This window comes from Variovorax sp. MPBD4-3 (assembly GCF_058809745.1).
Window position 1 is genome coordinate 68,175 of the sequence record NZ_JBXASW010000013.1, and the last position, 13,647, is coordinate 81,821.

At 67.4% G+C, this 13,647-nt stretch carries 13 protein-coding genes; 5 read left to right on the forward strand and 8 right to left on the reverse strand.

The genetic code is table 11. The features are described 5' to 3' along the window. Positions 1-14: 14 nt before the first annotated feature. The 5 genes from AC1RVW_RS10735 to AC1RVW_RS10755 all read right to left on the reverse strand — a co-directional run bounded on the left by AC1RVW_RS10735 (position 15) and on the right by AC1RVW_RS10755 (position 5,114). Positions 15-1,085, reverse strand: a complete 1,071-nt coding sequence (locus tag AC1RVW_RS10735; RefSeq protein WP_493199782.1) for an ABC transporter ATP-binding protein — start codon at positions 1,083-1,085, stop codon at positions 15-17. A 23-nt stretch (positions 1,086-1,108) separates the two neighbouring features. Continuing rightward, positions 1,109-1,960, reverse strand: coding sequence for a carbohydrate ABC transporter permease (locus AC1RVW_RS10740; RefSeq protein WP_081268034.1), 852 nt, complete (start codon positions 1,958-1,960; stop codon positions 1,109-1,111). Further along, on the reverse strand, positions 1,957-2,838 hold the full coding sequence (locus AC1RVW_RS10745) for a carbohydrate ABC transporter permease (protein WP_081268033.1): 882 nt from the start codon (positions 2,836-2,838) through the stop codon (positions 1,957-1,959). The genes AC1RVW_RS10740 and AC1RVW_RS10745 overlap by 4 nt, the downstream gene beginning before the upstream one ends. A 43-nt stretch (positions 2,839-2,881) precedes the next feature. Next, positions 2,882-4,264: an ABC transporter substrate-binding protein gene (locus AC1RVW_RS10750; protein ID WP_493199784.1), complete on the reverse strand. Its 1,383-nt coding sequence runs from the start codon at positions 4,262-4,264 to the stop codon at positions 2,882-2,884. Positions 4,265-4,370: 106 nt separating this feature from the next. Beyond that, positions 4,371-5,114, reverse strand: coding sequence for a FadR/GntR family transcriptional regulator (locus tag AC1RVW_RS10755; protein WP_081268031.1), 744 nt, complete (start codon positions 5,112-5,114; stop codon positions 4,371-4,373). A gap of 149 nt (positions 5,115-5,263) precedes the next feature. Here AC1RVW_RS10755 and AC1RVW_RS10760 point away from each other — a divergent pair, with 149 nt between their 5' ends. The 5 genes from AC1RVW_RS10760 (at position 5,264) to AC1RVW_RS10780 (ending at position 10,019) form a co-directional block, all read left to right on the forward strand. Continuing rightward, positions 5,264-7,000 (forward strand): IlvD/Edd family dehydratase, encoded by a 1,737-nt coding sequence (locus tag AC1RVW_RS10760; RefSeq protein ID WP_493199786.1) that lies wholly within the window; start codon positions 5,264-5,266, stop codon positions 6,998-7,000. 171 nt (positions 7,001-7,171) lie between these two features. Continuing rightward, the gene (locus tag AC1RVW_RS10765; protein WP_493199788.1) at positions 7,172-8,083 is read left to right on the forward strand and encodes a 2-dehydro-3-deoxygalactonokinase; all 912 of its coding nucleotides are present in this window, start codon (positions 7,172-7,174) and stop codon (positions 8,081-8,083) included. Continuing rightward, complete coding sequence (locus tag AC1RVW_RS10770; protein WP_493199790.1) at positions 8,080-8,721, forward strand: 2-dehydro-3-deoxy-6-phosphogalactonate aldolase; 642 nt, start codon at positions 8,080-8,082, stop codon at positions 8,719-8,721. Before AC1RVW_RS10765 ends, AC1RVW_RS10770 begins: the two co-directional genes overlap by 4 nt. A 39-nt stretch (positions 8,722-8,760) precedes the next feature. Next, positions 8,761-9,498: an aldolase gene (locus AC1RVW_RS10775; protein ID WP_081268027.1), complete on the forward strand. Its 738-nt coding sequence runs from the start codon at positions 8,761-8,763 to the stop codon at positions 9,496-9,498. Between the two features lie 203 nt (positions 9,499-9,701). After that, entirely contained in the window at positions 9,702-10,019 is a 318-nt protein-coding gene (locus AC1RVW_RS10780; RefSeq protein WP_106935116.1) for a hypothetical protein, read from the forward strand. A 12-nt stretch (positions 10,020-10,031) separates the two neighbouring features. Here the strand turns inward: AC1RVW_RS10780 and AC1RVW_RS10785 are convergent, their stop codons facing one another. Genes AC1RVW_RS10785 through AC1RVW_RS10795 form a run of 3 tightly spaced genes read right to left on the reverse strand, consistent with a single transcriptional unit; the run spans position 10,032 to position 13,548 of the window. Beyond that, a complete protein-coding gene (locus AC1RVW_RS10785) occupies positions 10,032-10,742 on the reverse strand; it encodes an SDR family oxidoreductase (RefSeq protein WP_081268025.1) in 711 nt (236 codons plus the stop codon). 47 nt (positions 10,743-10,789) lie between these two features. Continuing rightward, on the reverse strand, positions 10,790-12,211 hold the full coding sequence (locus tag AC1RVW_RS10790; protein ID WP_493199793.1) for an MATE family efflux transporter: 1,422 nt from the start codon (positions 12,209-12,211) through the stop codon (positions 10,790-10,792). 23 nt (positions 12,212-12,234) lie between these two features. Continuing rightward, the gene (locus tag AC1RVW_RS10795) at positions 12,235-13,548 is read right to left on the reverse strand and encodes an MFS transporter (RefSeq protein ID WP_493199794.1); all 1,314 of its coding nucleotides are present in this window, start codon (positions 13,546-13,548) and stop codon (positions 12,235-12,237) included. Between the last annotated feature and the right edge of the window lie 99 nt (positions 13,549-13,647).

A 13,647-nucleotide genomic window follows, 5' to 3' on the forward strand; every position in this document is an offset into this window, starting at 1 on the left:
CCCGGGCCGCGCGCTCAGCCCATGCGGCGGCCGGTCTGCCGGTCGAACAGGTGCACGCGCGGCGTGTCGATCGCCAGGTTGACGATCTCGTCGGGCCGGGCATCGACGCGGCCATGCACCGCCAGCACCAGGCGGGACTCGCCCACCTGCACCAGCAGTTCGGTCTCCGCGCCCGTGGGCTCGACCACGATCACCTTGGCCGCCACCGACTGCGCTCCGCCGCCGAGCGTGATGTCGCCGGGCCGCACGCCGTAGTGCACCGGCTGGCCGTCGGGCGCCGATGTGGTGGCCGGCACCGGCCAGCGCGCGCCCTGCGCCTCGACCCAGCACTCGCCGCCCGCGCGGCGCACCGTGCCCTCGATCACGTTCATCGACGGAGAACCGATGAACTGGGCCACGAACAGGTTGTCGGGCCGGTCGTACAGGTCGAGCGGCGTGCCGATCTGCTCGACGATGCCGTCGTGCATCACCACGATGCGGTCGGCCATGGTCATGGCTTCGATCTGGTCGTGCGTCACGTAGACGGTGGTGGTCTTCAGCCGCTGGTGCAGCGCCTTGATCTCCGCGCGCATGGCCACGCGCAGCTTGGCGTCGAGGTTGGACAGCGGCTCGTCGAACAGGAACACCTTCGGGTCGCGCACGATGGCGCGGCCCATGGCCACGCGCTGGCGCTGGCCGCCGGAGAGCTCGCGCGGATAGCGGCCGAGCAATGCGTCGAGGTTGAGGATCTTCGCGGCGCGCGCCACGCGCTCTTCGGTCACCGACTTCTCGGCGCTGCGCAGGCGCAGGCTGAAGCCCATGTTCTCGCCCACCGTCATGTGGGGATACAGCGCGTAGCTCTGGAACACCATGGCGATGTCGCGGTCCTTCGACTCGAGGTCGTTGACCACGCGGCCGTCGATCATGATCTCGCCGCCGCTGATGTCTTCCAGGCCCGCGAGCATGCGCAGCAAGGTCGACTTGCCGCAGCCCGAAGGGCCGACCAGCACCACGAACTCGCCGTCGGTGATGTCGAAGCCCAGGCCCTTGATGATCTGGACCTTGCCGAAGGATTTCTGGATATTGCGAAAGGAAACGGATGCCATCGTGTTGTCCCTGAGTCGTTCGTTCAGCTCTTGACGGCGCCGGCGGTGAGCCCGCCCACCATGTAGCGCTTGAAGGTGTAGTAGATCGCCGCGGGCGGCAGCGCGTAGATGAGGCCGGTGGCCATGAGCAGCTCCCACGGCGAGTCGTCGGCCGAGAGGAAGTTGCCGAGCGCCACGGCCAGCGTCACGCTCTTGTCGTTGGACAGCAGCAGGAACGCGTAGAGGTACTCGTTCCACGCCAGCAGCAGCGAATAGGTGCCCACCGCCACCAGCGACGGCACCATCAGCGGCAGGTAGACCAGGCGGAACAGCTGCAGCGGCGAGGCGCCGTCCATGCGCGCGGCCTCGTCGAGCTCATAGGGCAGCTTGTCCGACGCCTGCTTGAGCACCCAGATGCAGTAAGGCGAGGCGATGGTCACCATTGCCAGGATGAGCGCCCACTGGCTGTTCAGCAGCCCGTAGTTGCCCATGGTCTTGTACATGGGCACGGCCAGGAAGGCCGCCGGAATGAAGTACGTGAACAGCGCCAGGTTCATCACCGTGCGGCCGCCGCGCACCCGTAGCCTGCTGATGGCGAAGGCGGCGGTGGTGGCCACGAACAGCGTGAGCGCGCCCACCGACAGCGCGATCACCAGCGAGTTCCACAGCTGCAGCCAGAAGTGGTCGAGGTAGAAGTGCTTCTGCTGGAACACGATGCGGAAGTTGTCCAGCGTCGGGTTCTTGGGCCACAGGTGGCCCGAGGTCGCGGAGTCCTTCGACGAGATCGCGAACAGCACCATGTGGTAGACCGGTATCAGCGTCCACAGCAGCACCGGAATGCCGATGAGCAGCAGCTTGGCCTCGGTCGCCATGGCCTTGGGGGTCCAGCGTTTCATTTCGAGAGCCTCTTCATCATGAAGTACACGAGCGGCAGCACCAGAGGCAGCGCCACGACGATGGATGCCATCGACAGGTCGACCTGGTCGAGCCGCAGGTAGCGGATGCCCAGGGTTGCGAGCACGTGCGTCAGGTCGGCGGGGCCGCCACCGGTGAGCAGGTACACGCTGTTGAAGTCGCCCAGCGTCCAGATCATCGAGAGGATGAGCGAGGTGATGTATAGCGTCTTGAGCGCGGGCCAGCTCACGAAGCGGAATTTCTGCCACGACGAGGCGCCGTCGACCGAAGCCGCTTCATATTGCTCGGTGGGAATGGCAAGGCGGCCGGCCACGAGGATGAGCGTCCAGAACGGCAGCGACTTCCAGATGTGCACGATCATCGCGAAGGCCAGCGCCAGCGAGGGATCGTTGAGCCAGTTGGGGCCGTCGGCGCCGGTCAGGCGGAAGATGGTGCTGTTGATCACGCCCCACTCCGGGTTCAGCATGAAGCGGATCGACAGGATGGTGGGAATCGAGGGCATGGCCCACGGCAGGATGAAGATCGCCGCGACGATCTTGATCCACCAGCGCGAAGTGACGAAGAAGCCCGACAGCACGAGTGCCACGACCATCTTCAGGTTGATCGCCACGACCAGGAAGATGGCCGTGTTGATCACCGAGCGGAAGAAGATCGGGTCTTCGACCAGCTTCACGTAGCTTTGCGGATGGCGGGCGAGCCAGAGCCCGTAGCCCACCGGGTACAGCACGAACACCACGAACACCAGCAGGTAGGGCACGACCATGACCGCGCCCCAGAACTGCCAGCGCGCATGCCGCGCTCCGGGATTGACGACAGGCGCCGGTGTGGTCGACGCGGCGGCGGTGGCAGTGGCGCTCATGGTGTGCAGCTGCTGGTGTTGACGGGTGCCGTGCGTGCGCGGCCTACTGACCCGCCACCGTCTTGATGCGGGCGATCATCTCGTCCACGGCCTTGTCCACCGGCACCTTGTCGGTCACGACGCGGCTCATGGCCTTGGCCCAGACGTTCTCGTTGTTCAGCACGGTGAACTTGTAGTTCTTGGTGAATTCGAAGGTCACGGTGCCGGCGGCGTACTGGTTGTAGACCGAGAGGCGATGCGGGTCGGCCTTCCAGAAGTCACGCTGCTGCGCGGCCTTGGTCACGGGGAACCAGCGGCCCAGCGAGCCCTCGACGTACGGCGTGAGGTTGTCCTCCTGCATCAGGAAGGCGACGAACTCCTTGGCGCGCGCCTTGTTCTTCGCATCCTTGAACACCACGCCGGTCTTCACCGCGGTGCGGTAGACCATTTTGCTGCCGTCGGGCTTGCTGGGGAAGCCGGCGGTGCGGATGCGCTCGGTGTAGTTCTTGCGCGCTTCCTCGCGCTGCTCCGGCGTGAGCGAGGCGTTGGTCGAGTCGTCGAGCCACTTGGCTGCAATGGAGATGGTCGCGTTGTGCGTCATCACGGTCGTCTTGTTGTGGAACGCGACGTTGTTGTCCGGGTCCTTCCAGCTGGTGGAGGAAGGCGGCGTGCAACCCTTGGTGTATGGCGCGGTGTAGTCGGTCATGGCGCCGATCAGGCCGGTGCGCACCTTCGGATCGTCGACCAGCAGCTTGCCGTTGTCGTCGACCAGCTTGACGTTGTAGGCGTCCATGAAGGTCAGGAACGAATAGAAGGCGTCGCTCGAATCCACGCCCATGGGCTGGCCGATGCCGAAGGTGCGCTTGCCGCTTTCCCTGCGGCTGGCGGGCTGCACCTTGTCGCACCAGAACGACCAGTACTCTTTCCAGGTGGCCGGGATGTCCGACTCCTTGAAGCCGGCCTCGGCCAGCATGTCGCGCCAGTACTCGATGTGCATCGTCTGCTGCTTGATCGGGAACGCGTAGTACGCCTTGGCCTTGGTCTGGTCGTTGTAGAGGTACGTGGTTTCCAGCGTGTTGGGCGCGAAGCGGTCCTTCATGGGCGTGAGCACGCTGCTGATGTCCTCGAGCTTGCCGTCGTAGGCCCACTTGCCGGTGACCTGGAAGTCGTACACGTCGGCGTAGGCCACGTCGGGAGGGCTGCCCGAGTCGAGCGCGGACACGGTCTTGGGGATCATGTCCTGGATCGGGTACTGCGACAGCTCGATCTTGACGTTCTTGTTCTTCTCCTCGAACTTCTTGATGGCGGCGAACAGTGCGTCGTCCTCCGCCTTGTAGAAGCCCTTGACCCACCAGACGGTGAGTTTTTCCTGGGCGGCGGCATTGCCCGCCGCTATGAGGCCCAACGCGACCAGCGTCGGCGCGATCAGCGATTTGACGAGTTTCATGCTTGTTGTCTCCTTCTCTTCTTCGGTGGAATCGGCTCGGGCGCGAGCCAGGGGTGAAAGAACCGGATGCGAACTGCGGGAAAACGCGTGGTCGGCGCCGAAGCTGCTAGCTGGCCTTGAGCCTGGGCGGCGGCCGGCTCAGGCGCGGCAGCCTGCGGCGCGAGCCGAGCACGTCCTCGATGTCCTGCCGCGCGCCGTCGATGAGGCGGATGATGGCCAGCTCGGCCTTCGCGGGGTCGTGCGCGATGACGGCGTCTAGCACCGCGCGGTGCAGCGGCAGCGACAGCGCGGGACCGTCGGGCTTGGTGGTCGATATCTCGAAGCTGGTGCGAAGCAGCGCGTTGAGCACCTTGCTCATCTGCGAGAGCATGCGGTTGCCGGCGGCGGAAAGCAGCCCGTTGTGAAAGCGCAGGTCGAAGGCGACGTACTCGCCGCCGTTCTCCACGGCCTCTTTCATGCCCGCGTAGGCGGCCTCGATCTCCTCGATGTCCTTCGCGCTCGCACGTTCGGCGGCAAGCCGCACGGCCGCGGGCTCGACCACGCGGCGCAGGTCCTGCAGGTCGCGCAGGAACTCGGGCGTGAGGCCGGCGCGCGCCTGCCAGGTGATGACGTCGGGGTCGAACCAGTTCCACTTGTCCTTGGGCAGCACGCGCGTGCCGACCTTCGGGCCGGTGACGATCAAGCCCTTGGCCGCCAGCGACTTGATGGCCTCGCGCACCACGGTGCGGCTCACACCGAGTTCCTCGCCCAGCACGGGCTCCGCGGGGATCGACGCACCGATGGCGTAACGCCCCGACACCACGGCTTCACCGAGCAGCTCGAGCGTTCGACCGTGGATGTTCTTGATCATGAGCGATGTGAATTCCGGTATCCCGCCAATCCAAAAAACAGAGGCTCTGGCAGGCTCTCCGCGCTTATCATATGATGATTGAAACTGCAGCCCGGCAGGACAAACCCTGAGGTTTGTCACCACAAAAACGGTACTCGGAGACAAACCCCATGAGCACGATCCCCAAGAAGAAACCCGGCGAACTTCGCAGCCAGCAATGGTTCGGCCGCAACGACCGCGACGGCTTCATCTACAGAAGCTGGATGAAAGGCAAGGGCGTGCCGCACGACCAGTTCGACGGTCGGCCGGTCATCGGCATCTGCAACACGTTCAGCGAACTCACGCCCTGCAACTCGCACTTCCGCACGCTCGCCGAGCAGGTGAAGATCGGCGTGTACGAAGCAGGCGGCTTCCCGCTCGAGTTCCCGGTGATGTCGCTCGGCGAAACGCTGCTGCGGCCCACCGCCATGCTGTATCGCAACCTCGCGAGCATGGACGTGGAAGAAAGCATTCGCGGCAACCCGCTCGACGGCGTGGTGCTGCTCATGGGCTGCGACAAGACCACGCCCGCGCTCATGATGGGCGCCGCCAGCGTCGACCTGCCGACCATCGGCGTGTCGGGCGGCCCGATGCTTTCGGGCAAGTGGCGCGGACAGGAGCTCGGCTCGGGAACCGGCGTGTGGCAGATGAGCGAGCAGGTGCGCGCCGGCACGCTCAAGCTGCAGGAGTTCTTCGAGGCCGAGAGCTGCATGCACCGCAGCCACGGCCACTGCATGACGATGGGTACCGCGAGCACCATGGCCAGCATGGTCGAGTCGCTGGGCATCGGCCTGCCGGGCAATGCGGCCTACCCCGCCGTGGACGGCCGCCGCAACGTGCTCGCGCGGCAGGCGGGCCGGCGCATCGTCGGCATGGTGCATGAAGACATGAACATGTCGAAGATCCTCACGCGCGAGGCCATCGAGAACGCGATCAAGGTCAACGCGGCCATCGGCGGCTCCACCAACTTCGTGATCCATCTGCTGGCCATTGCGGGCCGCATGGGTGTCGAGCTCACGCTCGACGACTTCGACCGCCTTGCCGCCGAGCTGCCTTGCCTGGTGAACCTGCAGCCGTCGGGCCAATACCTGATGGAAGACTTCTGCTACGCGGGCGGCCTGCCGGTGGTGATCAAGGAAATCGCCGACCACCTGCACAAGGATGTTCTCACCGTCACCGGCCAGAGCCTGTGGGAGAACGTGAAGGACGCCGAGAACTTCAACCCGCAGGTCATCCGCACCCAGGCCGAGCCCTTCAAGGACAAGGCCGGCATCTGCGTGCTGCGCGGCAACCTCGCGCCCAACGGCGCGATCATCAAGCCCAGCGCGGCCACGCCGGAGCTGCTGGTGCACAAGGGCCGCGCGGTGGTGTTCGAGAGCGCCGAAGACCTGCACAAGCGCATCGACGACGAGAACCTGGACATCGACGAGCACTGCGTCATGGTGCTGAAGAACTGCGGCCCCAAGGGCTACCCCGGCATGGCCGAGGCAGGCAACATGCCGCTGCCGCCGAAGGTGCTGCGCAAGGGCATCACCGACATGGTCCGCATCAGCGACGCACGCATGAGCGGCACGGCCTACGGCACGGTGGTGCTGCACACGGCACCCGAGGCCGCGGCCGGCGGACCGCTGGCGTTGGTGCAGGACGGCGACATCGTCGAACTCGACGTGCCGAACCGCAGGCTGCATCTGCATGTGAGCGACGAAGAGCTGGCGAAGCGGCGCGAGAAATGGGTTGCGCCCAAGGCACCGCTGGATTCGGGGTACTGGAAGCTGTATGTCGACACGGTGCTGCAGGCCGACCAAGGGGCCGACCTTGCTTTCCTGCGTGGGCGTCGCGGGTCTTTCGTGCCGCGCGACAATCACTAGCCACTAGGATTCAGGCCGGTTGCTGTTCGGGGTGCGATCGCGCCGACGGGGTGCCTTGCTCCGCGAATGTCCCCCGGGGCTTCGCCCCTCCTCCTTTATTTCGCTGCGGGGAGTACCCGGTTGCCTGTGCGCACGCCCTGAACCAAAACACGACAAGACAGACAAGGACAAATGAAGAGACTGGTAGCCATCGACTGGGGCACGAGCTCCCTGCGCGGCGCCTTGCTGGATACCGACGGCAAGGTGCTGGAAGAACGCAGCGACGCGCGCGGCATCCTCACCGTGCCTGAAGGCGGTTTTCCCGAAGTCTTCGAGACGCTGTTCAGCGACTGGATGCGAGCCGAGGGCACCCGCTGCCTCATCTCGGGCATGGCCGGCAGCAAGCAGGGCTGGGTCGAGGCCCCCTACTGCGCCTGCCCCGCGGGCCGCGTCGAAGTGGGCCGCAAGATCATCGACATCCACGCCATTCCCGGCACGCGTATCGCGATCGTTCCCGGCCTGAGCGACGAGCATGACGGCGTGCCCGACGTGATGCGCGGAGAAGAAGTGCAGATCTTCGGCGCCATGTCGATCACCGGACTGGACGACGGCGTCTTCGTGCTGCCCGGCACCCACAACAAGTGGGCCACGGTCAGGAAGGGCCGCGTGGCGGGCTTTCGCACCTACATGACGGGCGAGTTCTATGCATTGCTGAGCCAGCACTCGATCCTCGCCCGCACGCTCGACGCCGCTGCGCCGCTCGACGAAGCCGCTTTCCTGGAAGGCGTGACCCGCTCGGAGAACGGCCACGGCCTGCTGCACAACGCCTTCGGCGCGCGCACGCTGGCGCTGTTCGAGCGCATGCCGAAGCAGGAGCTTGCAAGCTATCTCTCTGGCCTGCTCATAGGCGAAGAGCTGCGCACGCAGTCGTTGCAGGCGGTCGGCGAAGTGGTGCTGATCGGATCGCCCACCCTCACCCAGCGCTACACGCTCGCGCTGCGCGCCACCGGCGTCACCACGCGCACGCTGGGCGCAGAAGCCACCTGGGCCGGACTGCACGCGCTGTCCGGCTTTCTCGACACCGACGGAACTGCAGCCGCATGACCACTCCCCTCGAAAAATTCAACGCCGCGATGCGCGAGCTGCCCCTGGTGGCGATATTGCGCGGCCTCACGCCAGCGGAAGCGGCGGACGTCGGCGACGCCATCGTCGAGCCCGGCTTCCGGCTGCTCGAAGTGCCGCTCAACTCGCCGCAACCGCTGGAGAGCATCGCGCTGATGCGCAAGCGCTTTCCGCAGGCGCTGGTCGGCGCCGGCACGGTGCTCGGCGCCCAGCAGGTGCGCGACGTGCACGCGGCCGGCGGCGAGCTGATCGTCTCGCCCAACTACAACGCCGATGTCATCGCCGAAGCCGCGCGGCTCGGCATGGTCTGCCTGCCGGGCGTGATGACGCCCACCGAGGCCTTCGGCGCGCTGGCGGCCGGCGCCACCGGGCTCAAGCTGTTCCCGGCCGAGCTGGCCTCGCCCGCCGTGGTGAAGGCGCTGCTGGCGGTGCTGCCGGCCGGCACGCCGGTGATGCCCGTGGGCGGCATCACGCCCATGAACATGGCCGAATGGCGGGCGGGCGGCGCGGCCGGCTTCGGCATCGGCTCCGCGCTCTACAAGCCGGGCAAGCAGGCCACGGCGGTGCGCGAAGACGCGAAGAAATTCATCGCGGCCTGGACCGGAGTGATCCACGCCTGACCCCCGGCCAACCCACAAGAACCAGGAGAAACCCCCACGATGTCCGCCGATTCCGACTACGCCAGCCCCGCGGTCCGCAAGCTGCGCGAAGACCTCTCGCTGGCCCTTCGCGCCGCCGCGCACCACGGGCTTTCCGAGGGCGTCTGCAACCACTTCAGCGTGATGCTGCCGGGCGCGCAGGACCGCTACCTCATCAACCCGCGCGGCCTGCACTGGAGCGAGATCGGCCCGGACGACATCGTGCTCATCGACGTGCACGGCGAAGTGCTCGCCGGCCGCCACCGCGTGGAGCCCACCGCCCTGTTCATCCACGGCGCGGTGCACCGGCTCACGGGCCATGCGGTGGTGCTGCATTGCCACATGCCCTACGCGACGGCGCTCACGATCACGGTCGACCGCGCGCTCGACCCGACCTCGAGCCAGAACGCGATGCGCTACATGAACCGCATCGCCATCGACGCCGAATACAACGGCCTGGCGCTCGACGATGCCGAGGGCGAGCGCATCGCCCGCGCCATGTCGGGCAAGGACGTGGCCTTCCTGGCGAACCACGGCGTGATCGTGGCGGGAGGCACTATCGCCCACGCCTATGACGATCTCTACTACCTCGAGCGCGCCTGCCTGCACCAGGTGATCGCGCAATCGACTGGCCGCCCGCTGGCGCCGGTCGATGCGAAGCTGGCCGCGCACGTGGCGGCACAGATCCAGGGCGAACGCGAACAGTCGGACCTGTTCTTCGAGGCGCTGCGCCGCATGCTGCCGGCGCCGCGCGGCTGAGCGTCCGGCCTACGGGCCATGGGGCCGAAGGCCTGCCCGCGGAGGTGATCCGCGGCGCAAATCTGCTTCAAAATTGTGTCCAGCTCGCGCCGCGTCCTACGCGCACGGGCTTACAGCTCTTCATCCGATTTCGCTCCAGCCTTACAAGAACTTCACACTGGGCCGCGAGGATGAGGCTTCGAAAACACAAGTGGGGATCAGAGATGAAAAAGCTTACTTTGGCATTCGGTGCGGCAGCCTTGTTGTCGCTGGCCGCATTCACCGCACCGGCCCAGGCACAGCCCGCCGGCAGCTTCATCCAGGCGCAGGTCTACGTGGTGCCGCCACCGCCGCCGCGCCCGCGCTACTACGCACCGCCGCCGCCGCCGCGTTACTACCACGCCCCGCGGCACTACCACGGCAATGACCGCTACTACCGCGACCGCCGCTGGGACGACCGCCGCCATGGTCGCCGCGACAACGACGGCGACGGGGTGCCCAACCGGTACGACCGCCGGCCGAACAATCCGTATCGCTACTAAGGGCCCGAGCCCTTATCGGGCAGGCGCCGCCGCATAGGGCGGCGCATCGCTCGACAGGCCCTGCTTGAGCTGCCGGGAGACCGCGTCGGCCAGCACTTCTGCCTTGCCCGCCTCCACGCCCTCCAGGGCCTGCCTAGCGACGTCGTCGGGCGAGGCCTTGGCACCGGGCACGTGCGCGGCCATGTCGGTGTCCATGAAAGCCACGTGCAGGCTCGTGACCTGCGTGCCCTGCCCCGCCAGTTCGTTGCGCAGGCCGTTGCTCAGCGACCATGCGGCCGACTTGGTGGCACTGTAGGTCGCCACGCTCGGGAAGGTGGTCCAGCTCAGGGCCGACAGCACGTTGACCACCGCACCGCCGCCGTTGGCCGCGAGCACCGGCGCGAAGGCCTGCGTCATCGCCCAGGGACCGAAGAAATTCGTTTCGAATTCCGCGCGTGCCGCAGCCATTGCATCGGGCGAACCCAGCAGGCTGGAGCCGCGCGAAATGCCCGCATTGTTGACCAGCAGCGATACATCGCCGCAGGCGCGCACGGCCGCCTCGATCTGCGCGGGCTGCGTCACGTCGAGCGCCACAGGCGTCACGCCGGGCAGCGTGACGGAGCTGGGGTCGCGCGCCGCGCCGTAGACCTTGCGCGCGCCCGCGGCCAGCGCCGCCTTCGCAAAGGCGAGGCCGAGGCCGCGATTGGCGCCAGTGATGAAGACGACCGAGTCCTTGATCTGCATGATGTGCCTTTGTGTTGAGAATCGTCAGAAGAAATTGCGGCTTCGCTTCAAGCCTGCGCCACGCGGCGCAGCAGGCCGCTGGTGGTGCGCGGCCAGCCCACCCGGCCAAACCACGCACCGCCCGCGATGGCCGATGCGATCACGATGCCGTACACCACCAGCGCAACGCCTTGCGCCGCGAACACGCCCGTGAGCCCGCCGCCCCAGCGCAGCGCCAGCCACCCGCCCGCGCCGGCCACCGCGAGCCGCGCGATGTTGCCGAGCACCGGCCACAGCAGCCGGCCCGCGCCCTGTGATGCGAAATACAGCACCAGCCCGACGCCGAAGAAGCCGTAGAGCGGCCCCACCACGCGCAGGTAGTGCGCGCCGGTCTCGAGCATTGCAGGGTCATTGCCGAACAGCAGCAGCCACGGACGCGGGAACAGCGCCGCCGCGAGGCCGATGGTCTCGGTCAACGCAAAGGCCAGCGCCGCGCCGGCCCAGGTGGCGCGCAGCGCGCGTTCGCGCTGGCCCGCCCCCATGCAGGTGCCGACCATCGCGACCAGCGGTGCGCCGAGGCCGAACACCAGCGGCACCAGCAGATACTCGAGCCGCGAGGCCGTGCCGTAGCCGGCCAGCGCGCCCGAGCCGAAATGCCCGGTGAGCGCGGTCGCGATGCCGATGGAAAGATTGGTGGCCACGGTGGACACCGCGCCCACCAGCCCGATGCGCAGGATGTCGCGGAACAGCGGCCAGCGCAGCTTGAGCGCGGCCAGCGTGGGCCGCAGCAGGCTGCGCGGCGAACGCAGGTAGACGATGAGCGCGATGGAGCCCAGCAGGTAATACAGCAGCAGCGCCATCGCGCCGCCGGCGATGCCCATGCCGGGCAGCGGGCCGATGCCGAAGATCAGCAGCGGCGACGCCGGGATCAGGAAGACCACGCCCACCACCGTCACGTTGGCCGGCACCGACATGTTGCCGGTGCCGCGGATGATGGCCGACAGCGAGTTGAACAGCCACACCAGCACCGCGCCCGAGAACACCCAGTGCGAGTAAGTGAGCGCGGCTTCGAGCGCCGGTCCCGTGCCGCCCATGATTCCGTAGAGCCAGCGCCCGCCCAGTATCAGCGCGAGCGTGAAGCACAGGCCGAAGCCCAGCGCGATGACGATGGCGTGCCACACCAGCGCATCGGCATCGGCGCGGCGGCGCGCGCCGAGCGCGCGGGCGATGGACGAGGCGATGCCGCCGCCCATCGCGCCGCTGGAGGTCATCTGCATCAGCATGACGATGGGGAACACGAGCGCCATGCCCGCGAGCGCGTCGGTGCCGAGCTTGCCGACGAAGTAGGTTTCGATCAGGCCGACGGAGGCCTGCGCCACCATCACCAGCACGTTGGGCGCGGCCAGGCGCAGCAGCGTGGGAACGATGGGCGCCTCGAGCAGGCGGCGGGTGCGCGGGTCGAGTTCGGCGGTGTTGCCGGGAGCGGTCATGGCGGGGCCTCGATGGGTTCGGGTCAGGCGCGTGCCGCGGCGGGCGTCACGGATGTGCCGGCCTTGGCGGCCGGGCGGCGGATCATCATCACGATCAACGCGGCCACCAGGCAGGCCGCGCCGGCTGCGTACAGCGCGGGGGTGTAGGTCAGCAGCAGCGTGCGTGCGAAGCCGGCGCCGTAGGCGGCAGTGGCAGCGCCCAGCTGGTGCGCGGCAAAGACCCAGCCGAACACCAGCCCCACCTTGGCGGGGCCGAAGGCGGCGCCCGCGAGCTTGACGGTGGGCGGCACGGTGGCGATCCAGTCGAGGCCGTAGAACATCGCGAAGATGCCCAGGCCGTAGATGGTGAACTCCGAATGCGGCAGCCAGAACAGCGACAGCCCGCGCAGGCCGTAGTACCAGAACAGCAGCTTGCGGTTGTCGTAGCGGTCCGACAGCCAGCCCGAGAGGATGGTGCCGACGAAGTCGAAGGCGCCCATCATCGCCAGCACCGACGCGGCGGGCACGGCGCCCATGCCGTTGTCGCCGCACAGCGAGATGAAGTGCGTCTGCACGAGGCCGTTGGTGCTCAGGCCGCAGATGAAGAAGGTGCCCGCCAGGATCCAGAAGGTGCGGTTGGTCGAGACTTCCTTCAGCACGCGGAACGGCGTGGCGAAGTTCATGGCGGGCGCGGCGGCAGCCGGCGCGGCCGGCTGCGTGCCGGGCTTTTCACCGTAGGGCAGCAGGCCGATGTCGGACGGCCGGTTGCGCATCAGGCACAGCGCGAGCAGGCCGATGAGGATGCTGCCGATCACGATCGGCACGATGGCCGAGCGCCAGCCCCAGTGCTCGATCATCCAGGCCGCGAACGGCAGGAACGCCAGCTGCCCCGTGGCCGAGCTGGCCGTGAGCATGCCGATGACGAGGCCGCGCCGCGCCACGAACCAGCGGTTGGCCACCACCGCGCCGAGCACCAGCGCGGTCATGCCGGTGCCCAGGCCCAGCATCAGGCTCCACAGCACGAACAGCTGCCACAGCTGCGAAGCCATGGTGACGAGCGCCATCCCCAGGCCGACCAGCGCGAGGCCGGTGCAGATGACCGCGCGCAGGCCGTAGCGCTCCATGAGCACCGCAGCGAACGGGCCCATGAGGCCGAACAGCGCGAAGCGCAGCGCGAGCGCCGACGAGATCTGCTCGGTGCTCCAGCCGAATTCCTGGCCGAGCGGCTTGAGCATGGCCCCCGGCAGGCCCAGCGCGGCCGACATGGTCAGCATGGTCAGGAAGGTGATGGCGGCGACGATCCAGCCGTAGTGGATGCCGCGGCGCTGCAGCCATGCGGAAACTTGGGTTGCGAACATGGGACCTCGGATGTTGGAATGCGATGTAGAGGACGAAGAAAAAAACGGGGGCAGCGCGCGGCCATGCGCGTGATGTGAATGCGTGGGGAAAAAGCGGTG